This window comes from Clostridium nitrophenolicum (assembly GCF_055391695.1).
Window position 1 is genome coordinate 2243426 of sequence record NZ_AP042469.1, and the last position, 23170, is coordinate 2266595.

The following is a 23170-nucleotide window of genomic DNA, read 5'->3' on the forward strand; positions in this document are numbered from 1 at the left end:
AATTATTAACCTACCACTTCAATTAGAAGAGGTTTGAAATTATAGATTAATGCTTGCTGTGTTCGAATACGCTGATCTTCCTGCTTCATTAACAGCTGCAACCCGATAGGTGTATCGATTGCCAGGTACGGTAGTTACATCAATATAGGTAACAGTACCTGTGAAAAATCCCGGCCCAACTGTGGCGAGTGTAAGGTAGGCACCTCCATTAACAGAGAGTTCTATCACAAAGCTAGTCTCGTTAAGAGCATTATCCCTCCAACGCAGACGGACTTGCCCTCCAAATAAACGCAGAGCAGTCAAGTTGTTTGGAGCTGCTGGTGGCTGAAGTATATTCACTACGTTTGAAAAATTAGAGTCCGCTGTTATAGTTGGGAAGCCAGGAGTTGCAGTATCACCCACCGTATTGGAAGCAAACACCCTGTAGTAATAAATGTTATTCGTAGTTCCGATTGTATCAGTATATGAAGTTGAACCGGATGGCAGCGTTGCTCGGGCATTCCACGGACCTGCAGCACTAGTAGCTCTTTGTACAGTAAAGCTAGTCTCGTTTATAGAATTGTCCGTCCAGGTTAAGACTACGCGCCTACTAGCGCCTGCACCGGTAATAATGGCAGTAAGGTTTGAAGGTTCTTTCGGTGGAATGGCAAAGGCCATCCCATGCATCATATCCATCTCCTCATGGGCAAGAATGTGGCAGTGACAAACATATTCCCAACCGAAGTTCACATAGTGGTTAGTAATCTGATTTATTGCATTTCCCAATGGGTCGAACCATCCTGCCGGTGGTGGCGGTGTTAGTACAGCGCCTTCGGGCATTGTTGGGTCAATCAGACGAACACTGTTTGGAACTTCAAAAGGTACTTGAGAAGGTGTGGGAATATTCGGTCTTAAAGCAACAATGGTATGCTCTAGTGGGTTTACTCTGAAGGTTTCCTTCCAGCCTAGCTCATTAGCATCAGGGGGCATTAGAGCACCGTCCCAAGCAACACGGTTCACCAGCTGTACAGAAAACAGATGGGTGTGAAAAGTATGGGTATCCACACCATTGTGAGTGATCTTCCAAATCTGAGTTCCATCATTAAGAGAGCCAATAGGAGTGGTACTAAGATCAGCTGTACCTTTAATAATTTCTACCGGAGGACTAGCGAAGCTGTAGACTACAAATTGATTAACAGCTGAACTGGTAACCGGGAATTCAAGTCCAAGCATCCCGCTCATTCTTCCATAACCAATATCGTAAACTTCACCCATCTCGTCTTGTAATGCCTTTGGTTCAATATTCAGTGTAACGGGTTCCAGAAGAGTTCCACTTGCATCAATGGGACGGAAGGTCTTGTTGAATTCATTAAGCTGTACATAGGCATTTGCAGCATCTGCAGGTAGATTCGTAACGTTATAGGCGGAATTGTAAGCCGCCTGCGGTATAATTATCGGATCCTGGGACATTTCAAAGACTCCGCGTTTAGAATCTGTTTTAGCAAATACTTCTTTTAAGGCCACTATATCGTATGCAGGAGCAGGAGGTGAGGCTGATACCCTGATCTGCATGATGGTATGGATGTTTGGACCGTAGCCAGGTTGAGTAGATGGAGCACCACCTTCTCCAGTTAAATCTGGATTGCCGGTGTAATAGTCATAACGAGGATCCGCTGCTGGGAAAGCTGCGGGAGCGTCGTTGTAAAGAATGAGAGTCTTTCCGGCATATTGGGAAAAGTCAACAATCACATCTGCCCGTTCTGCGGCTCCCAGTAGTAGCGAGTGCTGATCGACATTTCCAAAATTGAAATTTGTAGGATTCAGGTTCCAGGTTATGGGCTGGCTTGGTATCTCTACAGGCTCTGGCAGAAAACCACTTTCATTGCCGATTTGAATCCAGTCTGGACCTTTTAAGGCTGGATCAGGTATGCCGCTTGGCCAATCAGCGGGGAGACCGGTTATACCACAGCCGGATATCATCTTAACTTCTGTAGCATATCCTGTATCTGGTGAAATATATCCATTAGGATCAGCCACATACATTTGCAGATTAAAGAAACGATCATCAGCGGCATTCAGGATGCGTAAACGGTAAGTCTTAGGTTCCACTTCCAGGTAGGGGTAAGCAGTACCGTTGACGATAGGAGTATCCATAAAGGCTTCACCAGGCATTGAAGGATAAGGCATATGGGGCATCATAGGTGGTTGCTCAGGTGCATTTATAGGATCGTAGTAAGGGTTAGGAATAGGACCATTCTCTATATTACTTGTAGGAGGCCAGAACCAAGGACCGTACATCCAGCGGCCAAAGGTATTTACCCCATCGGGAGCCCAAGGATTCTGAGCCGGGCTATATACGTGAGGATACCAGAGGTCGCCTGTATTAGGGGTGCCTGGTATTGTCCCCCATGCCCAAGTAGGGTCTGTATTGAGAATAGTGTTGGCATCAACAAAAGTTCTATCCTGGATGACAAGTGGAATTCCTAGGTCTGGAAGAACCTTTTGCAAGCCTGGATTGACACCGGATTCGTTGGTTCCATTCATTAAATCCTTTTCCACCTGATCTGTCACTATATAAGGTGCAGCTTCACCCACATAGACATTAAGCCTGGTTATACCATAGGAGTGATCATGGTAGAACATGAGCCTAGCATTTTGTGCATTAGTATAATACAAGGTCTGAATTCCATCACGGGGATCATCTACGTTCTCCATATCCGGGACATTGACTACGCTGACACCTTGAGGATAGGGAGTGTCTTCTCCCGCTGGGGTTATCCACTGATGTGGTGTTCCATCGCTGATCCAGATGGTGTTATTACCATGGAGATGGATGTTGGCGCGGTTTTGTGAATAATTCATAGGCATGGCATCATGGCCTAGAGGTCCCATTCCCGCACCCATAACCGTTGTATCTACTGGTATAAAGAGGTCACCTTCAGTACCTATAGGAAGTAGATTATAGAATTTGATGCGTACCGGTACATCACTGGTGGCAATAATAGCAGGCCCCATATAATGAGGATTATCTACACCGTAGGCTTGAGTGCCATCACCTTTTAAAATCGGTGAACTATTATAGGTTAAAGCAATTTGGTTACCTGGAACCACTGTTGTGGACAATTGCACATATCCTCGTAGCGTAGTTGGAGGTAGATCTGAGTGCATCTGTTCTTTAAATTCAACTACAGCGATTTCGTAGTAGTCAGATCCAGGATAAGTGATTCTATCTGGCACAGCAATTGGGATGTATTGCCCTAAAGAATTTGAACTGCTAGATCCCAGCCCCGGCATTGCATCGATAAATTTTCTTAGCTGCGGACTAAAAGCCCAGTTAGCGGTACTGAAGTAGTCAGGAATCAAGTATCCAGTGTTCGGATCAACCACTAAGTCTTCCCTAGGTATAGATTTAACATCCAATATTTTCACCTCCATAGCATTTATTTCTCAGGTGTTTAATCTCAAATTCCAGCTTTGAAGTTACTCCAGCATGATCAGAGGGCCAGAGTCCTGTACAGGTTCTATCAATCTCTTCTTCTCCTACTAAATCAGCTTCCACTGAATTCAGATTTTTTATATTTTTAAACAAAATTAAATCAACTCTTTCATTTAAGAGAGATTCAGCGTTTAACAAATCAGCATCCTGGCAGCAGGTGAATCCATTATCTTTACTAGCAGCAATCCAAGCATCCTTAAAACCGGCAGCGATTAGATTTTTATAAGTTTCGGTTCCGCTACCATCAGCATTAGAATTAAAATCGCCCATAAAAATAAGTGGAAGCTCTGTTTTTCCGGGTCCCGCCAACAATTCATTGGACTGATCCATCTGCACATCTGGAGAATATGGATCAAGATGAGTATTAACTAGTCGAAAAGGTTGACCATCAAGGCAAAAATCAATAGCCGACCATCCCCGTAAAATCGTAAATGGCTGTCCAGCAATCTCAACTTGTAAATTAGTTTTAAAATTAGCTTCTTGCTTTTGAGTAATCTCTATCTCCACTGAATCACGGATTAAAATAACATCTCGATCGGTTAATTGAACGAGATTCCCTGAAATGTCCGGCAATTCAACTTTAGTATTACAGTTTTCTGCGGCTATTCTATACTTCATTCCCCAGGATTCTAATATAGTAAGAAGAGTATCTACAAAATTGTATTGAATTTTATCATAATTAGGTCGAGTGAGTTCCCATAATTCTGCTTCCTGTAATCCGATAATGTCTGGTTTTTTTGAATAAATCTGATGAGCTATAGCTCTTGCTCGACTTGGAAAACTAGTGGCGAGAAACTGACGAAAAACCTCTGTGACGCGTTGAGGAAGTGGGTCAGAGCCAGGAACAATAATCGGTATAAGATCCGCGCCTAAATAAACATTCCACGTCATGACTGACAATTTAGCACAATTTTGTGATTGCAATCTTTTCACTTCCTTCTTATTATATTTGATATTTTAGTTTTTCTTAAAAATCTGTTTTGATTCTTGCATCAAGGACATAAGAAATCTGTTTTTTAAATTTTGTATCTTCTGATGCCGAAGCTTTTAGGCAAGTTATTGTAAGGATGCATTCTATTGAAATAAAAACTGAAGTTTTTGTTCAGATAGTATAGTATATTTTACTAAATAAAATAATGTGTATATCTTATCCTTTTATTAAACACAGGAAAAATTAGGATATTTTCATCATGTTTGGTAAGATTCAATTTATCTTGGTGAAATAAAGGAGAACATATAAAAGCGGTAATTTAAAAATGGCAGGCAATCTCTATTTGCCAGAAGGAATGGATGAAAATAAAAAATATCCAGCAATTGTTTGCGTACATCCAGGAGGCGGTGTAAAAGAGCAAACAGAGCATAGACTCCTTGCATTCTCAGCATTCAGTCAAGTTAGTACATTATTGACACAGCCACTATTAGTAATTGCAGGAAGTGAGGCCGATACGAGAGGATACAGCGAACAAGTATGTGCAATGGCAAAGGGACCAAAAGAAATATTCTTAGTAGTCTGTTTCAGAGAAAAAGTTGGATGACTCGCAGGATGACTTGTCATTCAGCTTTTTTTACATATCAATCAAGAAAAAATAATTGTTCAACAGGTACATCCAAAAACTTTGCCATTTTAATTGCTAATTCAAGTGTAGGGTTGTATTTGTTGTTTTCAATTGCATTAATTGTTTGTCTTGTTACATCAAGTTTTTGTGCTAATTCGTCTTGGGTTAATTTAAGTTGCTTTCTAAACTCTTTAACTTTATTCCTCATTTCCTTCACATAATTTCCTTCTATAATATCGATCGAAAAATACAAGTAATGAATTTTGAAAACAAAATAATGCTAAAGCCACACTATGTCTATTGCCTTTTACAAGGTCTATAATACCCCATATCAATAAAAACAATACTGTAAGCCAATATGAAATTTTTAGACTTTTTAAGGCAATATATTTATCCATTTCATCTTCTTGTCTAAAGAAACCCATAGAGTATACCTCCTCTAAAATGTAAAAAGTTCTTTACATAATTATATATTTATAGTACTAAATTATTAACTAAAATGTCAAGATGTTTTTACATTTTGAATTTCGTATAGAAACAAGAGTAGAAATGCCTTTGTTTTATTTTACGAAATTCAGGTATTATGGGGAAAAATTGTTAACATTATCCTTGACAAATATGGATTACAAATGTAATATTAAGTTAATAATTACATTTGTAATCTAAGGAGTGTTAAAATGGATACTTAATTAAGAAATTTTATACCATAAGGATTACAAATGTAATCTTAGATGCAAGAATTACAATAAGGGGGAAGAACGATGTTAAATAACATCAAAAAATTTAGTCTTAAAAAGAAAATATTTTTTATACTTATTACTATTTTAGGGGTATTTTTAATATTTGCTTTCAATTTTCCACTAGGCAAATATGTAAATTCAAAGGTGAATGGAAATAGTGGAATAGCTAGAGTACCTAATGCTGTAGATTATAAAAGAGGAAAGCTTAAAGAACTTCCTAAATATGATGAAAACTCAAAAAAACAGTGGCAGGTTGATTTAAGAAGCTATGATTTATCAGAGCTTAATGTTAAAAATAACTTAAAGGATTTAATGCATGCTGATTTTGATAGTAAAACAAAATGGCCTTCTGATATCCCAAAAGAATTTGATAGACAAGCTATTATGGAATATGGAAAAAACCCGGGATTGAATTTAAGAAAACTTCATGAAAAGGGTATTACAGGAAAAGGAGTGAGCATGGCTATTATTGATCAAACTCTTTTAACCGACCACGAAGAATATAAAGATAGATTAAAATTTTATGAAGAGATTCATAATAATGAAGAGGGTGGTGCATCTATGCATGGAGCAGCTGTTAGCTCTATTGCAGTAGGAAAGACTGTAGGTGTTGCACCAGAGGCAGATTTATACTACATCGCAGAAACTCATGGAAAATTTACTTTAAGTAGTATGGTAACTGGTTTTCCCTTTGATTTTAAGTATTTAGCCAAATCTATAGATAGGATTATAGAAATAAATAAGACTCTACCTAAAGAAAAAAAGATAAGGGCTATTTCTATGTCTATAGGATGGACTGAAGGGCAAAAAGGATTTAATGAGGTAGATTCAGCAGTAAAAAGGGCCAAAAATGAAGGAATATTAGTAGTTTCTACAAGCTTTGATAAATATTATGGGGTTAGTTTTTGGGGACTTGGAAGAGAAAGTATGAAAAATCCAGAGGATTTCAAAAGTTATGAACCGGGAGTATTTTGGAAAGATGCATTTTTAAAAAATGACGAAAAATTTCATAATGAAAGATTTAATATAGAAAAGAACTTTATGGTACCAATGGACAGCAGGTGTACTGCATCACCTACAGGAAAATCAGATTATGTATTTTATAGAGAAGGTGGACTTAGTTGGTCTGTTCCTTATATAGCAGCTTTATATACTTTATGCTGCCAGGTAAATCCTAATATAACTCCAGATGAGTTTTTAAAAGCAGTATTAGATACAGGTGATGTAGTGAAAATAGAGAAAGAAGGGAAAAAATACAATTTAGGCAAAATAGTAAACCCAGAAAAGCTTATAGAAAAAATATCTTCTCAGGAATTAAAAAATCTTCATTAATTCTCAATTAGAATAGAAACCTTATGTTGCATTCTTCTTATGTGTCGGCATAGTGGGGACTCAAAGGAGTCTCCATTTTTTATACTCAAAATATCAACTTAGTAGTAAATATCCAGAGAGTAAAGCCGCTTTAAAGGAAGATAAGTTAACATCTAATTTTAAACGAAGGCAAGCCATTCAGTTAGTAAAGAAGTTCCTAAGTTACTATGGGAAAAGATTTTAAAAAAGCAACTAATGAGTTCGAAAGCTGAGTTTTGTCCAGAAGCCATCTGTTGTAAAAGTTCATTCTTATCTAGATATGGATTATTTGATCATATTTAGAGGTGTTTATAAAATAGCCATAATAGGATTACCACAAGAATTATTACAAGATATCCAAATTTACTTTTCTTGACAATTATGTCCCTTAATCCTATGTTAAAAAACATAAAAATAAGAAGTATGTTAGTTACTATTTCAGTGTATCTATTTGAATAGTGAAATAGTAATCCGTATAGGTTTATAGCAATAGCTATTATTGCTGGAGAAAGAATGCCTATTATATAGCCTGCAGATTTATTACTCTTATTTCCTAGCATGAAACTACCTCCCAATGACACTTGCTTTATTTTTTTATTTAATAAATTAAATAAAAAATATTTTCTATAATATATTAATCTGAGGAGTGTACTTCTATTATACTTGTATACAACAAAACGACAAAACCCATTCTAAGCTAATATTATCCATATTGAGGCATTTAAGACAATTTAAATGCTTCAATATGGTGTTAAGTATAACCTTTAAATGAACAGTTTGTTCACATTTTAATCTTTTAGAGTTCTAATTATTTAAAATTACCATGGTTTCACAGAATCAGGAGTATAAAATTCAGAACCATTATAATAGAATCTATCTATGTGATATTTTGCAACTATTCAACCACGCTTGCAACTTTATTAAATTTAGAATTAGGTATGATGAACCGTACCATAAATAAGTGCGAAAAGTGGTCTTAGGTATTGATTTAACTTGTCTAAGAACATTTTTATAAATAAAAATACCGTATAATAAGTTATATATTTAATTACAAAAAAGAGTAAGTTTTGTGTTGACTGGTGCCTAAGGGGATAGATTAACATAGAAAATAGAGGTGATGATATGTTAATAAATGAAGTTTGTAGTTTAACTGGTTTAACAAAGAAAGCTATGTCTTATTATGAGGAACAAGGATTAATAGAACCTAAAAAGAATAATAATGGATACAGGGATTATTCAGTAGATGATATAGCATTATTAAATGAGATTTCTTTATATAGAAAATTAGATATAGCAACTAAAGATATTAAAACAATATTAAAAAGTAAAGATAAAAAGAACATGATTAATAATATCATTCAGGAGAAGCAGAAAAAAGAAATTCAGATAAAAATGCAAAAAATATATTTAGAAAAAATCATAAATAGTAATTTTGATGAAAAAACTATAAAGGAACTAAATGAGAAAATTATAGAAATTGAAAAAAATAATGGAGAGTTTATTAAGAGAGAATTATCTAGAGTTTTTCCAAGTGGAATAGGAAAGTACTTAGCACATCATTTCGCACCATATTTAAATGAATCTTTAGATACAGCAGAAAAATATAAAGCATGGATTGAAATTGTTGAGTTTTTAGATAATGTTCCAGAACTAGAAATACCTAGAGTTGTTGAGATTGGATATGAAAATATGACAGATGAAATTGCAAAAAGAATAAGTGATTACACAAGTAATGAAATAAATAATATTTTAAATTCTAAAGGTGAAGAATTAGATGCATATAAGAAAAAAATATTAGATAATATAGATAAGCAAAATGATGAATCATTATTAAAAGTAATGAATCCGTTTTATAAGTTTAAAAAGCAACTTAATGAGTTTTTTAATAGTAGTGGATATTATAATATATTTATACCTAACATGAAGATATTAAGCAAAGAATATAGAGAATATCACAATAAGCTTATTAAGTTAAACGAATTAATGTCTAATGAACTAGGTATTAAGTATGATGAAAATATGAGAATAATAAGAATTAAAAAATAGTATAGAATGAGGACGTGAAATTCCATGACTAAAATTGATAATATGATGGCAATTATTTGGATGTTGAAATCTGGAGAAAAAATTACTGCAAAGCAAATATCTGAAAAGTTAGAGATTAATATAAGGACTGTTTATCGTTATATTGATACACTTTCAGCCAGTGGAGTACCCATTATATCGGATACAGGTCATAATGGAGGATACACTTTATTGAATAATTTTATTGAAGCTCCTCTCTTTTTTGATGTTGAGGAGCAAACAGCATTACTTCATGCTGCTATTTTTGCAAAAGAAGCAGGATATTTTTTTGATGAAGCATTAGAAAGAGCAACATCGAAGCTAAAAATGTATTCAAATCAAGAGCAGGAAAGAATGCTTAAGCAGTATTTAGAAGGAGTTGAAGTAATAAGTTCAATTGAAAAACCGCATATAAAGCCAGTATTGAGGAAGCTAGAGGATAGTATAGTCAATGAGTTATCTATAGAAATTGAATATCATACAAGTAAAGAAGAACAATCAAAGTGTAGAACTATTGATCCATATGGACTAGTTTACTGGAGTAATAAGTGGTATATAGTAGGTTTTTGTCATATGCGAAATGAAATCCGTAGTTTTAGAGTAGATCGGATTTATAATATTGCCCAAACAAAGATTAAGTTTAATCGACCACAAGATTTTTCAGCAAGTAAATTTTTTATGGAAAAACTATTGGGTTCAGTAAAAGATAAGAAAAAGTTCATTTATTTAGTTATTGGCGGCAAGGCAAGTTCATTAGATAATTTATGCCAACATTGGTTTTTAGGACATTATTTTAAAGAGCGAACTTCAAATCAAGTTATATTTCTACTTGAAGAGGAAATAATTTATACGTACGTACCATATTTACTTTTACCATATGGCCAATCTATTCAAGTAATTGAACCATTAAGTTTAAAGGAAAAAATTATTGAAACTTTACTAGAATTAATTAAATACTATAAAGTTTAATAACTTCACTGACCAAAAATGTCAGTGAAGTTGTTTTATAATAAGTTATGTAAACAGCAAAGTTATTTGAAATAAGATATAAAAGGAGCGTATATTATGAATACAAAAAAAGTTTATCTTTATGTTTTTGATACTATGTCAGACTGGGAAATAGGTTATTTAACTGCAGAATTAAACTCAGGAAGATATTTTAAAAAAGGAGTACAACCTATACAAGTAATTACGGTAGGAAATAATAAAAGTCTTATTACCACAATGGGAGGGCTAAAAGTATTACCAGAAATCTCTCTTGATGAATGTAACCTTAAAACTACAGATGTTTTAGTTCTACCAGGTGGATTTACATGGACAGAATCAATCCATGATACTGTATTAGAAAAAACTGAAAAAGCCTTAATGCAAGGTACTGTAGTTGCAGCTATTTGCGGAGCAACAGTAGGACTTGCAAAGAGAGGGTTGTTAAATTCTAGAAGTCATACAAGTAATGATTTAGAATATCTTAAAATGGTAGTGCCTAATTATATTGGAGAAAAATATTATAAGTTTGAATCAGCAGTGACAGATAAGAACTTAATTACTGCATCTGGAATAGCACCATTAGAATTTACTATGCAAGTATTGAAAGTGTTAGATGTATTTGAATCAGAAACATTACAGGCTTGGTTCAATGTTTATAAAACTCAAGAGCCAAAATATTTCTTTGAATTAATGAATTCAATGAAATAAATAAGGAATAAAACAAAGATAACTTTAGAAAAGGTTGATAAAGCCATTAGAGAACTCTCCCTTAATGGAGAAAAAATTAATATTATATTTTTCAATAGTAAATTCATTGTATCGCGGAACTAACAAGCCCTACACTCTTGGATAAAAGAATGTAGGACTATTTATTGCTATAATAAAATTCCAATGTGGAATAGAGGATATTTCTGTAGCTATAGTTTATACAATTATATAATAATTATTACAGAATTTATATAAAAATAGATGTACTTATAATCATAGCTTGTATTTTTATCGCTGGAGTGATTTGTGGAATAATATTTTAAGACAAATAGAAGATTCTGCATTCTAAGTAGATACAGACTCTTTTTATTTAATAAAATTTATTTATTTATACTAGAAGAATTTGTATAATTATATTAATACATAAAGTCATATTTATAAGAAACTGTGAAGTAAAAATTATTTATAAAATCCATAGACAAATAATAATTTGTAGCAGATAGAAAAATAGTAATTTGAAAGGAGGCATAAAGATGTTGGATAAAGTACCCACAGGTGAGGATTTGATTGCTTTAATCGGGAAACCATTATTTGAAGTTTGGACAGCATTATGTGATATGATTGAGCAAAAATATAACATGGAACATTTATGGGGCAATGGAGGTAAAGCATGGGAATATGAGTACAAATATCGTAGAGGTGGAAAAACGCTTTGTGCATTATATGCGAAAGAAAATTGCTTGGGTTTTATGGTTATTTTAGGAAAAGATGAACGAACAAAATTTGAAGCAGATAAACAAAATTATTCCCTTGAAGTGCAAAAAATCTATGATGAAACAAAGACCTACCATGACGGAAAATGGATGATGTTTGAATTAACAGATACTTCTCTATTTGTAGATATGGAAAAATTGTTACTTATCAAAAGAAGACCCAATAAAAAGTGATTGTCAAATTCTTATTTAAAGTTAAGTATTATAAATAGTAAATTTTGTGGAGGTAATAATGAGTGAAATATTAGTGGTTTTTTATTCTTTTTCCAATACGACAAAAAGATTGGCAGAAGAAATAGCAAAACAAACAGGAGGAGATATTAGGGAGTTAATTCCTGAAAAGCCCTATGCTTTCAATTATAATACAGCAACAAAGGAAGTAAGAAATGAAATTGAGAGAGGATATTGCCCTAAATTACTATCTGGAGAAGAATCAGTAGCTTCCTACGATTACATTTTTTTAGGAACGCCTAATTGGTTTAAATCATTTGCTCCACCGATATTAAGTTTTTTAAGAAATGTTGATTTGCAAGGGAAAGCTATTATTCCATTCTGTACTCATGGCGGTGGGGGTTTTGGACAAATTGAGATTAATATTGCAAAAGAATGTCCCAAATCAACAATTCTTTCTGGATTTGCAACGATGAGTAATTTTGACAAACAGCAAGTTACAGACTGGATTCAAGAAATTGGTATGTAAAATTAGATAAACAAATTCCAATTTGTCTGACTGAACAAAATAAGCATAATGTGTGGTTGAGTTAATCCGTATATTTCTTATATTGTAAAATTAATAAGTCCTACACTCTTGATTAAAAGAATGTAGGACTATTTATTGCTATAATAAAAATCCAATGTGGAATAGAGGATATTTATGTACTTATAGTTTATACAGTTCTATAATAATTATTACAAAATTTATATAACATTGCTTAACCTACATTAAAGTGGTTATAATTTAATGTGTATTCCTATATCGGAATAACTCCTTTACTAAACTTATACAGCTGGCTTAGTGCCAGCTTATTTTTTTATATAATTCTTATAATTTCCTTTTAATGTTAGCAATTCAACTAGAAGTAATATTACTGAAAATTTATATAAGAATAGATGTACTTATAATCATAGCTTGCATTTTTATCGCTGGAGTGATTTGTGGAATAATATTTTAAGACAAATAGAAGAGTCTGCATCCTAAGTAGATACAGACTCTTTTTCTTTAATAAAATTCATTTATTTATACTAGAAGAGTTTGTATAATTATATTAATACATAAAGTCATATTCGTAATATATTATGAACTAAATAATAAAGCTTGTGAGGTATGTAAAATGAATGCTTTAAAAATAAATACTAAAGTAATTTTGGTAGTGGTTTTGATTATGATTTTTGAGTGGTATGGATTAAAACAGTATTACAAAAATTATTATAAGTATATACCAGAAAGTGCACCTACACTTGAAATTATGTACGAAAATAGAGAAATAGTTTTGAAAAATGCAGATTATAATTGGTTTGAAAAAGATCCAGGTGGAAACAGTAATATTTTTGGAGACCCAGTTGAAACATTAAAAGATTATAAACCAATTGACGTTCGGAGTGAGGGTTCACTTCAATATAGCTTTACAAATAAACCGTCAAAGATTATTTTAATAACTATAAGTAAGTATGTTGATTCACAATGGAAATCAGCAGATAAATATTTTATATTTTATAGTGATGTAAAAGAAAGCAGAACAATTCACCTACCAAAAGAAAAAGGAATTTACATTTATGAAATAGATGGTGTATGGGATGAAACTCATACAACAGCAAATATTTTTAAAATAAATGTTAACTAAGTCAAAAATAATTGTAATAGTAACTACTTAATACTTTTAATGCATACCTCAGGTTTTATTGATCTTAAAACTAAAAATCCTACTATAGCAGAAATAGTTGAGGCTAAGATTATACTAATTTTAGCAGTAGATAGTAAGGTATCCTCTGAAAATGATAATGATGCAATAAATAATGACATAGTAAATCCAATTCCAGCAAGCAAACTAGCACCGTATAAGTGTTTAAATGTTACCTTTGAAGGAAGCTTAGAGATATTTAATTTTATTAATAAATATGAGGTTGTAAATATGCCTAATTGCTTTCCAAGAAAAAGACCTAGAAAAATACCTAAATTAATGGGACTTAATATTAGGTCGGTAAAATTGCTAAATTGGATAGTTACGCCTGAATTAGCTAGTGCAAATATCGGCATTATTAAAAATGCAGACCAAGGTTGTAGAGCATGTTCAAGCTTATATAGCATTGATTTTTTAAAGCTTCTAACATCTCTTCCTGATGGTATAGTCATTCCAAGGAGTACTCCTGCAATGGTTGCATGTATACCAGATTTTAAAAAACAAATCCATAGAATAACACCTAAAATTGCAAAAATAGGAACTGAAGTAACTCCAAATCTATTTATTAGCATAATAGTTATTAGTGTTATAAGCGCTACTAAAAGAAATATCCAAGATATTTTATTAATATAGAATACAGCAATCACTAAAATAGCACCAAGGTCATCTACTATTGCCAAAGCGGTAAGAAATACAGCAAGTCCTTTAGGAGCCTTTTTGCTTCCTACCAGTGAAAGTATACCTAAGGCAAATGCAATATCGGTAGCCATAGGAATCCCCCAGGCCGTGATAGTAGCTTCTTTATAATTAAATATTATATAGATAATAGCTGGTATAATCATTCCTCCAATAGCAGCTGCTACAGGTAGGATAGTTTTTTTAAAATCCTTAAGTTCTCCAACTAGTACTTCACGCTTTATTTCCATACCAATAACAAAGAAAAACAGAGCCATTAGCCCGTCGTTAACCCAGTGAAGAACTGACATTGATAAAGAAAATTTTCCATATCCAATAGTGATATACTTATGAAGTACATCATTGTAAATTGGCGCTAGAGGTGAGTTTGCGATTATTAGTGCAATAGCCGCACAAACCAACAGAATAATACTGCTAGTAGCTTCGTGTTTGAAGAACTCCCTAAATGGGGCAATAATTCTATGTGCAATTTTTACCATAATTAAATCACTCCTTTACATTAGATAATCCGCTTTAAAGTTAATAATATTATGTCCTAAGCTTTTTTAAACGAAACTTTAAAGTGGCAAAAAATAAAAGAGGGAACCCCTAAAAAGAGTTTCCCTCCCTAGAAACTAGCATGCTTGAAAGCAAATTGTATTATTTGCCCAACCGTTAATAATCATATTGCTTAACAATATAAATTATATCGTCATTGGGTAATTAAGTCAATATTAACGTAGATGAAATATCTTATTATAGGATAACATATACTGCATAAACTTATTGAATATCTTTTCCAAATGGTAAAAGTGATAATTTAGCTAATTTAAAACTTTGGATTGCAAATGGTATACCAACAATAGTTATTGCAAAAATAGCCGCAGATATAAGATTAATCAAACATAATTCCCATCCTAAGAATATTAACCATAGAATATTGCCTACTACACCTAATGTACTTCCCCTTCCATTAACAACACTTCTTCCAAATGGAGCTAACTGAAGTGTCGCTAATTTAAAACACTGTTTTCCAAAAGGAATTCCAACTATAGTAATACAACATATAATTCCTGCTATACACCATCCTATAGCACCTACTAGGCCCCCAAAAATAATCCAAACTATATTACCTATTAATGACATGTATAATCCCCCTAAATATATAAAATTCAAATTAATTATAATAAAATTTTACATCTTTTGCAAACTAGTAGTAAATAAGTATACATTACACATAACTTGTATATACCGTATAAAGATGTAATTATGTAGAATTCAAATTAGTGTATTATGGTTTGGGGAATGCACTTATATTACTGTTTATATACATAACAATATTAGCAGCGTTTTTTATAAGACGTTTGAGAAATAGACAAAAAAGGATTTTTAATAGAAAAGAGATATCGTTGAGGGATACCTCAATATATAAGCTTTTATAAACTTTACATTAAATAGGAATTGCCATAATTAATGCCCAAGTAAAATGATCTGATAAACTAAGTTAGCGATATAGTATTCTCTTAATATAAATATTCAAGCCCATCTAAATATGTCACTAAAAATTTTATTGTTTCAATAAAATAAAAGAGCCTCAATTCTAAAAGATACAGTCTCATATACTACAATAAAATTCCTTTATTTATACTAGAGGAATTTATATAATCATATTAATAAATAAAGTCATATTTGTAAGAAACTGTGAAGTAAAAATTATTTATAAAATCTATAGACAAATAATAATTTGTAGCAGATAGAAAAATAGTAATTTTTTCAGGAGGTATTATATGCTAGGTCATTTAGGATTTTCATATGTAGGTTTGATATATTTATTGATGTTATTTATTCCAAATATCATTTGGAGTAAGAATCAGCCAATAAATTATGACAATACTCAAGAAAACAAAATATTATTATTGTTTGAACGTGTTGGACAAGTATGCTGTACCTGTAGCGTATTGATTTTTAGTGATTTTAACATTGCCACCTTTTCAGCATGGAGTTTGTGGCTAATAACATCATTTTTACTAATGATTCTTTATGAGATTTGTTGGATTAGATATTTTACTAATGAGTATACAGAAAAAAATTTTTATCGTAGTTTTTGTGGGATTCCCGTACCTCTTGCGAGTCTACCTGTCATGGCTTTTTTGCTATTAGGTATTTATGGTAAAGTTATTTGGCTGATTGCATCTGCTATCATAATTGGTATAGGACATATAGGGATACACATTCAGCATTTAAAAGCGATAAAATAAGTTTTGCAAATTCCAAATTTGTCTGATTGAACAAAAAGAACATAATGTCTGGTTGAGTCAATGCATGTTTTTCTTATTCAACATAACAACTGAAAAAGCGAACAATTTACATGGATACCGCATTATTCAAAATGAATTTTACGGTATTTTTGTGTCGCATTTTAAAGACTATGCGTAAGATCAAGAGCAGAAATACTCTTTTTGTTTTACTTTTTATTAGGTTAATGCTTAATATGATAATAAAGTGACGTAAGTCTTATAAATAAAAACACAAATGTGGTTCTTTGAAAATCGAGCAATGTGGTGTTAAAAATTCTTATGCTTTCTATAAAACTATGAAAATGTACAGATATCATGGTATAATTTTTGTAAAAATTAAATCATAATTATAAAATAAGATTGAGGAAGGTATATGTTATGATTGAAAGTGTAAGTCATATTACTTTTGTTGTAAAAAATCTAGACAAAACTACTCAATTATTTAAAGAACTATTTAATGCTAAGGAAGTTTATTATAGTGGTGAAAAAAAACATTCTATATTTAAGGAACGCTTTTTTATTATTGGTAATCAATGGATAGCCGTTATGGAAGATACAAATATACTTAACAGGACTTATCATCATATAGCATTTAAAATATCAGATTCTGATGTGAATAGTTATTTAGATAAAATTAAAGCTCTAAATTTAGAATTAAAGACTCCAAGGAAAAGAGTATCTGGAGAGGGCTATTCTATATACTTTTATGACTATGATAATAATTTATTTGAGCTCCATACGGAAACATTAGAGAAAAGATTAGCTTCGTACGCAGAGATAGATAACATATAAACTATATTTAATATTAATTCATAGCATTTTAATTTAATGAAACAACTGAAAAAGTGAACAATTTTTATGAACACCGCATTATTCAAATATGATATAATTACCATTAGTCAAGTTAAAATAATAATCAATTGTATATTATCATATATAACTTAGATCTACTTTTATTTAATATTATGGTGAACTATAAATATTTATATAAAATCGGAGGATGACCTTAATTGATAAATTTAAGAAAATTATCAAAACAAAATCTCATTATTTTAGTAATTGTCCTCGTAATTGCAGATATAATTTATATGTATCCCAAAGATATTGATAAATTATATCAAGGATGTGTATATTTAGGTCCAAATAAAAAAGTAACTACCATTACATTTCATCTAAAAGGCAAATTGTATAAATCACAGTTTTTTAATGGTAAACAAATACTTGGAACAATAGAAATTGAAGGTAATAAATATACTACTGATTTGTGTAAAGGCAATTCACCTCGCTTTATTGGATCATCAAGTTTTGGAGATAATGACTTTATTGTAAGACTTTCTGATGATTTTGAGTCAATTGATATGATTGGAGTCAGTACAACTTCAATGGTAATATTCGCTCCTGCTAAAAATAAGGAAGATTATTTAATTGTACAAAAAAATTTACATGCTAAAAAAATTTCAATCTTAGAATAGTGAAAATAAGATTTAATTTACTTTTTTGATTAATACAAAATTTATAACACGCTAGACTTTTCTTATTAAACGGTACAACTGAAAAAACGAGCAATTTACTAGAACACTGTATTATTCAAGGGAATTTTATGGTGTTTTTGCGTTGTAATACAAAGACTATACGAAATAAATATAGATATACCTAAAATCTAAAGCAAAATAGGGAAAAGTAGATAACTTAGTTCCCTGTTTATTTAATCTGTTTAACCATTTTAGAAAACAACTCTATCATATTCATCATTTCTTTACCATTCAGTTCATGACTTATTGCCATCTCAACAGCATCTTGTCATTCTGTATTAAATCTTTCCTTACTAAAAAGTCTCTATAAGTATAAAAATAAGATGGTTATTAATGAACTTTGGCAGAAATAATGGCAAAGTGGCAAACACTTCAGTTTTAACTATATAGTAATTGTTTTGCAAAAGATTTTGTTTACATTCTGAATATTATGCGAACTAATTAGTTGAATTGAAAATACGAACGATGATCTTTGAAAATGGAATAATGCGGTGTTAAAAATACCTATGTTTTCTGCATAGTAATGAAGATATATAGATATTATGTATAATCTGCGTGTAAATTAAATAACAATTGTAAAATATTATGTAGTAGCTTAAGTAATTTTTGGATTCACGAAAGGAATATTTTATAGTAGTCATTAAAGAAATTATTTTACAAAGCAGAAATTTATATATTTTTGTACTATATTATTGTAGCTTGATATATAAGACAAATTAACAATAAAGAATAGATTATAGTAATACAAGAAATGGGGTTTAAGTATAAGGTTATTTAGCTATAGTATTTTGTAATCTACAGACAGCTATATTAATAGACATGATAGCTTTCTAGAAGCTCTCATGAGCAAAATAAAAAGCACCATCGTACGATGGTGCTCAGATTGATTACAAACCCATATGGCCTGATTAGCGGCGTTCAACCTTGGAAAGTATATGCTACAAAATTGCTCTATAATAGCACTTTATTTCACTTATAAGGAACTACCCCGCGAGAATAAGCGATAAGAGAATTAAGTGACGATAAATTCAACGATAATGGGAGTCCCAGTATCCAGAACGTCGCCTCCAGGAATAGTTATCGCTGTTGTGGTAACGGAAGACGTAGCAGCTGTTTGCAGTATTCCGTTAATAAATAAATTGTAGTAACGGAATGAGCTCGGAAATGCTGTGGCTGCAGCACCAGCATCGTCTGTAGTAGCTGTAGCGGCAATTGCGAATGTTGCTCCCGTTCCTGTCCCGGCACCAATTGTTGAAGAATATCTTCTGCTGTTTATATACGGTGTCACGATTGCCATTTTTCTCACCCCCTTTCGCTAGTACTATATTCAGTTAGTTAAGAATTGGTGACATGTAAAAGGTAAATTTACTACATCACTGTTAAGAGACCGAAGCCGAGAACTGAATGATTTCTAAGGTTATCGGCGTACCCTTATAGATAGTGGTACTTTCGGTGTTCAAAGTCAATGCATTCGAACTTACACTGTATATTTTGCCTATTTGTAATATTCCATTTATGAATAAATTATTATAACTATTCAGGCCGAGACCCAAAAAAAGGTTGGTGAAATCTCCCGAATCGTTTTTGAATAAATTAGCAGATATATTTATTGGGTCCGGTGAAGACAAATCAGATTCTGCAATATAATAATACCTATTAACTAAAGGAACAATGGTTATTTCGGGGAGCGGTCCAGTAGGTCCAGTAGCACCAGTAGCCCCAGTGGCTCCTGTAGCACCAGTAGGTCCAGTAGCCCCAGTGGCCCCTGTAGCACCCGTAGCACCTGTTGCCCCTGTAGCACCTGTTGCACCTTGAGGACCAGTAGGACCTGTAGGTCCTGATATACCATATTGAATATTTAAGAATGGTCTTTGCCCTGTAATTGTCCATTCATTGGACCTATAACCTATGATAGTGTCAATTATATTCTCTATTCCAACTAAAGTAATACCATTGTTTGGGATTACACTATAGAACCAATCAACTACTATATTTGTTATATCAATGCTAATATAATTATTGACATCAGCATCAGTTACATTTATCGAATATGGGGTTGGATTTAATGCAGGTGCATTATTCCAGGTAACTGTGTTCTGTGAAAAGTTACTTGCATTTGTAAATACATTAACTGTTTGTGGCGATAATTGAGCGTCAGTTTTATCTTTTCTATAAACGAATAAATTTAACGTAGCGCCTAATATGATGTTTCCGGGAGGAATAACGCCAGCTAAATTAAACTTTAATAAACTCCTAAAAGCATCTGGTTGATTATTGTACTTTAAATATTCTCCAGTAAATAAAGTTGTATCATTACCAAAGTTCTTATTGGAATAATATTCTGTAATAAAGACATCATCAGTAGGGTTTACTTGTACAAATGGCATAATGATTTCCTCCTAAATTTACCGTATATTAGAACATCGTGCTATACATTTTTTCAGTATATTATATGTTTTTTATAATAAAATGTTATGTAAAATTCTCACTTAATAAAATAGCTAAAAAGCGAACAATTTTTATGAACACTGCATTATTTAATTTCTAGATTTCGCGGTGTTTTTGTGTCGTATTTCAAAGAGAATGTCTATTTATTCAGAGTATATGATATTTAGATATTATGAAAATTAGACGACGCAACTACTAAAATAAAAGGTCCAAACGATGTTCTTTGAAAATTGAATAATGCGGTGTTTTATAGTGAAATTATTTCTAATTCCTCTTGAACATTACCTAACGTAATGTTTTATACTAAAGTTATAAATTATTACTTATGAGTTGTTAAATGGTAATATAAATAAGTTAGGGGGAGATAAAAATGATTTCGTATAAATTTGGATTAGAACAGATTAATTGGCCAGGTCTTTTTAATTTGTATGAGAAGACGGGATTATTAAGACGATTTATAGAAAATAAGGAATTTGATAAAATTCAATCTGCCTTTCAAGATAGTTACAAGGTTGTTACTGCATGGGATGGAAATGTTTTAGTAGGTTCTTGCAGAATGTTATCTGATGGCATATCTTATGGTATGGTTTTTGATGTAGGAGTATTGCAAGAATACCAGAAAAAAGGTATTGGAAAAGGGATGCTGAATTTATTATTAAAAGGAGAACAACATATGTCAATTCATTTAACTTCGACATTTGGTAATGAAGATTTTTATAAAAAATTAGGATTTAAAAAACATAAAACTGCTTATGCAAAATATCCATTTCAGTCAAAGTATCTTGAAGATTAGATGCTGCGTAGTTTCCTTAATTAACTCAACAATAGAAAAAACGAACAATTTTCAAGAACACCGTATTATTCAAGTGAATTCTGCGGTGTTAAAAATATCTATGTTTTCTTCAAAGCGATGAAGCTAAATAGATATTATGGTATAATTTTCATGTAAATAAATAACAACTGTGATTAACTGTGAAATAAAGATTATTTATATAATCCGCAGATAAATAGTAATTTGAATAGTAGTTTGAAATAAATAATATTTATATAATTGGAGGAAATGACAAAATGAAAAGTACTAATATCTATGTTATCCATGGTTATACATCTTCCAGCCAGTCAGAGTGGTTCCCATGGCTGAAAGAACAGGTTAAAAATAGACAGGTTAAAATTGATATTCCCAATATGCCTGATTCCGAGAATCCGCACCTTAAAACCTGGCTTAACCATCTTCGTAAAAATGTTTTGGACATTGATGAAAATACAATATTTATCGGTCATAGTCTTGGAAGTGTTACAGCACTTCGCTATATTCTCGAAAAAAACATAAAAATCAAAGGTGCAATACTTGTTTCAGGTTTCATAAATGAAAATCCGATGGATGAACAAACAGAAGGCCTTCAAGAATTTGTGGATGAACCACTTGACATTGCAAGAATAAAAAATCTAATTCCATCAAGAATTGTTATTACTGCAACAGATGATGATATTGTTCCAACCGAAGCAACACAAAAATTAGCCGAAGCATTAGATGCAAATCTTATTATTCTTTCATCAGGAAAGCATTTTATTGCTCGTGATGGATATACTGATTTTCCTGTTTTATTAAACGAAATCCAGAAATTGATAAATACTTAATATTCTCATTGTAAATTTTTTGTTTGGCGTTACTATATTCATAATGATAGAATGAATATTATCTATGGGTGTAAAATTCCAATTTGTCTGATTGAACAAAACGAGCATAATGTCTAGTTAAGTCAATGCATGTTTTTCTTATTTAACATAACAACTGAAAAAGCGAACAATTTACATGGATACCGCATTATTCAAAATGAATTCTGCGGTGTTTTTACTATAGGCAGTAATATCTTTATAATTAGTATCTCGATAGTCTGTGTTGACTCCCAATACAGACTTTTTTGTTAAATTAGTACGACTTTGTAAGATACTCCAGCTTAGAAGAGATGATATTCTTTAATTTTATGACGGATAGTGAATATAAAGCGACGTAATTAATAGAATTGAAAGTACGAACGATGCTCTTTGACAATTGAATAATGCGGTGTTAGAAAATAAGGTTATTTTACATTTATTATAAAAGTAATCCTTCATCATAACGTAAATGTAGTATAATTACCATTAGTTAAATCAAAAGAGTAACTAATTACGTCTCAATCCTATATAAAATAACAAAAAATTACTTAGCGAAATACAGGAAGATTTTCTGTTGTTAAAGGTGTTATACTCATAACATAAAATAAATTTGTATAAGGAGTTGTTTATAATTATGAGTAAAATTGGCATTATAAATTGTTATAATGAGAGCAGAGAATGTTCAAGTTTTGGATGCTTTAAAGCTTTTAATGATAGAGAGGCATCCTTTAAAAATTATGATTGCAATTCAGAAATAATATGTTTTGCTCACTGCAATGGGTGTAGTGAAAATTCTGTGAATCAAGTATTGGATAGAGCAAGAATAATGAAAAAAAGAGGTGTTGATGCTATTCATTTAAGCACATGCATAAAGCTTAAATGTCCTTTGTATAATAAAATTATTGAGTCTTTAGGCAATGAAATTGATATTGTAGGATATAGTCATGATGTTGAATAGAATTTTAGGGACTTTCTTTTTATTGACATTCATATTCCAATAAATGTATTATA

General features: G+C 31.8%; 23 protein-coding genes and 1 other annotated feature. Of the genes, 14 read left to right on the top strand and 9 right to left on the bottom strand.

Features of this window, described 5'->3' with window-relative positions:
• Nucleotides 1-39: 39 nt before the first annotated feature.
• Together ACZ5N4_RS10475 and ACZ5N4_RS10480 are read right to left on the bottom strand one after the other, a co-directional pair.
• Nucleotides 40-3414 carry a hypothetical protein gene (locus ACZ5N4_RS10475; RefSeq protein ID WP_464209681.1) on the bottom strand — a complete coding sequence of 1125 codons (3375 nt, stop codon included), beginning with the start codon at nucleotides 3412-3414 and terminating at the stop codon, nucleotides 40-42.
• Nucleotides 3389-4366, bottom strand: a complete 978-nt coding sequence (locus ACZ5N4_RS10480) for an endonuclease/exonuclease/phosphatase family protein (protein WP_464210898.1) — start codon at nucleotides 4364-4366, stop codon at nucleotides 3389-3391. The genes ACZ5N4_RS10475 and ACZ5N4_RS10480 overlap by 26 nt, the downstream gene beginning before the upstream one ends.
• A 365-nt stretch (nucleotides 4367-4731) precedes the next feature.
• Here ACZ5N4_RS10480 and ACZ5N4_RS10485 point away from each other — a divergent pair, with 365 nt between their 5' ends.
• Nucleotides 4732-5010: a hypothetical protein gene (locus tag ACZ5N4_RS10485; RefSeq protein WP_464209683.1), complete on the top strand. Its 279-nt coding sequence runs from the start codon at nucleotides 4732-4734 to the stop codon at nucleotides 5008-5010.
• Between the two features lie 37 nt (nucleotides 5011-5047).
• Here ACZ5N4_RS10485 and ACZ5N4_RS10490 read toward each other — a convergent pair whose 3' ends face one another.
• Nucleotides 5048-5239, bottom strand: a complete 192-nt coding sequence (locus ACZ5N4_RS10490; protein ID WP_464209685.1) for a helix-turn-helix transcriptional regulator — start codon at nucleotides 5237-5239, stop codon at nucleotides 5048-5050.
• A complete protein-coding gene (locus ACZ5N4_RS10495; RefSeq protein ID WP_464209687.1) occupies nucleotides 5229-5456 on the bottom strand; it encodes a hypothetical protein in 228 nt (75 codons plus the stop codon). Before ACZ5N4_RS10495 ends, ACZ5N4_RS10490 begins: the two co-directional genes overlap by 11 nt.
• A gap of 336 nt (nucleotides 5457-5792) precedes the next feature.
• On the opposite strand from ACZ5N4_RS10495, the gene ACZ5N4_RS10500 reads away from it, so the two are divergent.
• A complete protein-coding gene (locus tag ACZ5N4_RS10500; RefSeq protein WP_464209689.1) occupies nucleotides 5793-7103 on the top strand; it encodes a S8 family serine peptidase in 1311 nt (436 codons plus the stop codon).
• Nucleotides 7104-7420: 317 nt separating this feature from the next.
• On the opposite strand, the gene ACZ5N4_RS10505 is transcribed toward ACZ5N4_RS10500, so the two are convergent.
• Nucleotides 7421-7681, bottom strand: a complete 261-nt coding sequence (locus tag ACZ5N4_RS10505; protein WP_464209691.1) for a hypothetical protein — start codon at nucleotides 7679-7681, stop codon at nucleotides 7421-7423.
• 562 nt (nucleotides 7682-8243) lie between these two features.
• On the opposite strand from ACZ5N4_RS10505, the gene ACZ5N4_RS10510 reads away from it, so the two are divergent.
• The 6 genes from ACZ5N4_RS10510 to ACZ5N4_RS10535 all read left to right on the top strand — a co-directional run bounded on the left by ACZ5N4_RS10510 (nucleotide 8244) and on the right by ACZ5N4_RS10535 (nucleotide 13494).
• Nucleotides 8244-9167, top strand: a complete 924-nt coding sequence (locus ACZ5N4_RS10510) for a MerR family transcriptional regulator (RefSeq protein ID WP_464209693.1) — start codon at nucleotides 8244-8246, stop codon at nucleotides 9165-9167.
• Between the two features lie 24 nt (nucleotides 9168-9191).
• Entirely contained in the window at nucleotides 9192-10154 is a 963-nt protein-coding gene (locus ACZ5N4_RS10515) for a helix-turn-helix transcriptional regulator (protein ID WP_464209695.1), read from the top strand.
• A gap of 96 nt (nucleotides 10155-10250) precedes the next feature.
• Nucleotides 10251-10880 (top strand): type 1 glutamine amidotransferase family protein, encoded by a 630-nt coding sequence (locus ACZ5N4_RS10520; RefSeq protein WP_464209697.1) that lies wholly within the window; start codon nucleotides 10251-10253, stop codon nucleotides 10878-10880.
• Between the two features lie 533 nt (nucleotides 10881-11413).
• Nucleotides 11414-11827, top strand: a complete 414-nt coding sequence (locus ACZ5N4_RS10525; protein ID WP_464209699.1) for a DUF3788 domain-containing protein — start codon at nucleotides 11414-11416, stop codon at nucleotides 11825-11827.
• 58 nt (nucleotides 11828-11885) lie between these two features.
• Nucleotides 11886-12353 (top strand): flavodoxin, encoded by a 468-nt coding sequence (locus tag ACZ5N4_RS10530; protein ID WP_464209701.1) that lies wholly within the window; start codon nucleotides 11886-11888, stop codon nucleotides 12351-12353.
• Between the two features lie 631 nt (nucleotides 12354-12984).
• The gene (locus tag ACZ5N4_RS10535; RefSeq protein ID WP_464209702.1) at nucleotides 12985-13494 is read left to right on the top strand and encodes a hypothetical protein; all 510 of its coding nucleotides are present in this window, start codon (nucleotides 12985-12987) and stop codon (nucleotides 13492-13494) included.
• A 23-nt stretch (nucleotides 13495-13517) separates the two neighbouring features.
• On the opposite strand, the gene nhaA is transcribed toward ACZ5N4_RS10535, so the two are convergent.
• Together nhaA and ACZ5N4_RS10545 are read right to left on the bottom strand one after the other, a co-directional pair.
• Complete coding sequence (nhaA, locus tag ACZ5N4_RS10540; protein ID WP_464210900.1) at nucleotides 13518-14729, bottom strand: Na+/H+ antiporter NhaA; 1212 nt, start codon at nucleotides 14727-14729, stop codon at nucleotides 13518-13520.
• A 114-nt stretch (nucleotides 14730-14843) separates the two neighbouring features.
• Nucleotides 14844-14900 (bottom strand) — a sequence feature (sodium ion sensor (DUF1646 type); this cis-regulatory element may regulate processes involved in with the transportation of sodium ions).
• Nucleotides 14901-15009: 109 nt separating this feature from the next.
• Nucleotides 15010-15372 carry a YccF domain-containing protein gene (locus ACZ5N4_RS10545; RefSeq protein ID WP_464209704.1) on the bottom strand — a complete coding sequence of 121 codons (363 nt, stop codon included), beginning with the start codon at nucleotides 15370-15372 and terminating at the stop codon, nucleotides 15010-15012.
• A 641-nt stretch (nucleotides 15373-16013) separates the two neighbouring features.
• Here ACZ5N4_RS10545 and ACZ5N4_RS10550 point away from each other — a divergent pair.
• The 3 genes from ACZ5N4_RS10550 (at nucleotide 16014) to ACZ5N4_RS10560 (ending at nucleotide 17995) form a co-directional block, all read left to right on the top strand.
• Entirely contained in the window at nucleotides 16014-16484 is a 471-nt protein-coding gene (locus ACZ5N4_RS10550) for a hypothetical protein (RefSeq protein ID WP_464209706.1), read from the top strand.
• Between the two features lie 417 nt (nucleotides 16485-16901).
• Complete coding sequence (fosX, locus tag ACZ5N4_RS10555) at nucleotides 16902-17315, top strand: FosX/FosE/FosI family fosfomycin resistance hydrolase (RefSeq protein ID WP_464209708.1); 414 nt, start codon at nucleotides 16902-16904, stop codon at nucleotides 17313-17315.
• A 218-nt stretch (nucleotides 17316-17533) separates the two neighbouring features.
• Nucleotides 17534-17995 carry a hypothetical protein gene (locus ACZ5N4_RS10560; protein WP_464209710.1) on the top strand — a complete coding sequence of 154 codons (462 nt, stop codon included), beginning with the start codon at nucleotides 17534-17536 and terminating at the stop codon, nucleotides 17993-17995.
• A gap of 1072 nt (nucleotides 17996-19067) precedes the next feature.
• On the opposite strand, the gene ACZ5N4_RS10565 is transcribed toward ACZ5N4_RS10560, so the two are convergent.
• Together ACZ5N4_RS10565 and ACZ5N4_RS10570 are read right to left on the bottom strand one after the other, a co-directional pair.
• Nucleotides 19068-19352, bottom strand: coding sequence for a DUF4183 domain-containing protein (locus ACZ5N4_RS10565; RefSeq protein ID WP_464209712.1), 285 nt, complete (start codon nucleotides 19350-19352; stop codon nucleotides 19068-19070).
• Nucleotides 19353-19434: 82 nt separating this feature from the next.
• Nucleotides 19435-20442: a DNRLRE domain-containing protein gene (locus tag ACZ5N4_RS10570; RefSeq protein ID WP_464209714.1), complete on the bottom strand. Its 1008-nt coding sequence runs from the start codon at nucleotides 20440-20442 to the stop codon at nucleotides 19435-19437.
• A 431-nt stretch (nucleotides 20443-20873) separates the two neighbouring features.
• Between ACZ5N4_RS10570 and ACZ5N4_RS10575 the strand changes: the two genes are divergently transcribed.
• The 3 genes from ACZ5N4_RS10575 to ACZ5N4_RS10585 all read left to right on the top strand — a co-directional run bounded on the left by ACZ5N4_RS10575 (nucleotide 20874) and on the right by ACZ5N4_RS10585 (nucleotide 23117).
• Nucleotides 20874-21296 (top strand): GNAT family N-acetyltransferase, encoded by a 423-nt coding sequence (locus ACZ5N4_RS10575; RefSeq protein ID WP_464209716.1) that lies wholly within the window; start codon nucleotides 20874-20876, stop codon nucleotides 21294-21296.
• Nucleotides 21297-21571: 275 nt separating this feature from the next.
• Nucleotides 21572-22141, top strand: a complete 570-nt coding sequence (locus ACZ5N4_RS10580; RefSeq protein ID WP_464209717.1) for an RBBP9/YdeN family alpha/beta hydrolase — start codon at nucleotides 21572-21574, stop codon at nucleotides 22139-22141.
• Nucleotides 22142-22793: 652 nt separating this feature from the next.
• Nucleotides 22794-23117: a CGGC domain-containing protein gene (locus ACZ5N4_RS10585; RefSeq protein WP_464209719.1), complete on the top strand. Its 324-nt coding sequence runs from the start codon at nucleotides 22794-22796 to the stop codon at nucleotides 23115-23117.
• Nucleotides 23118-23170 lie beyond the last annotated feature (53 nt).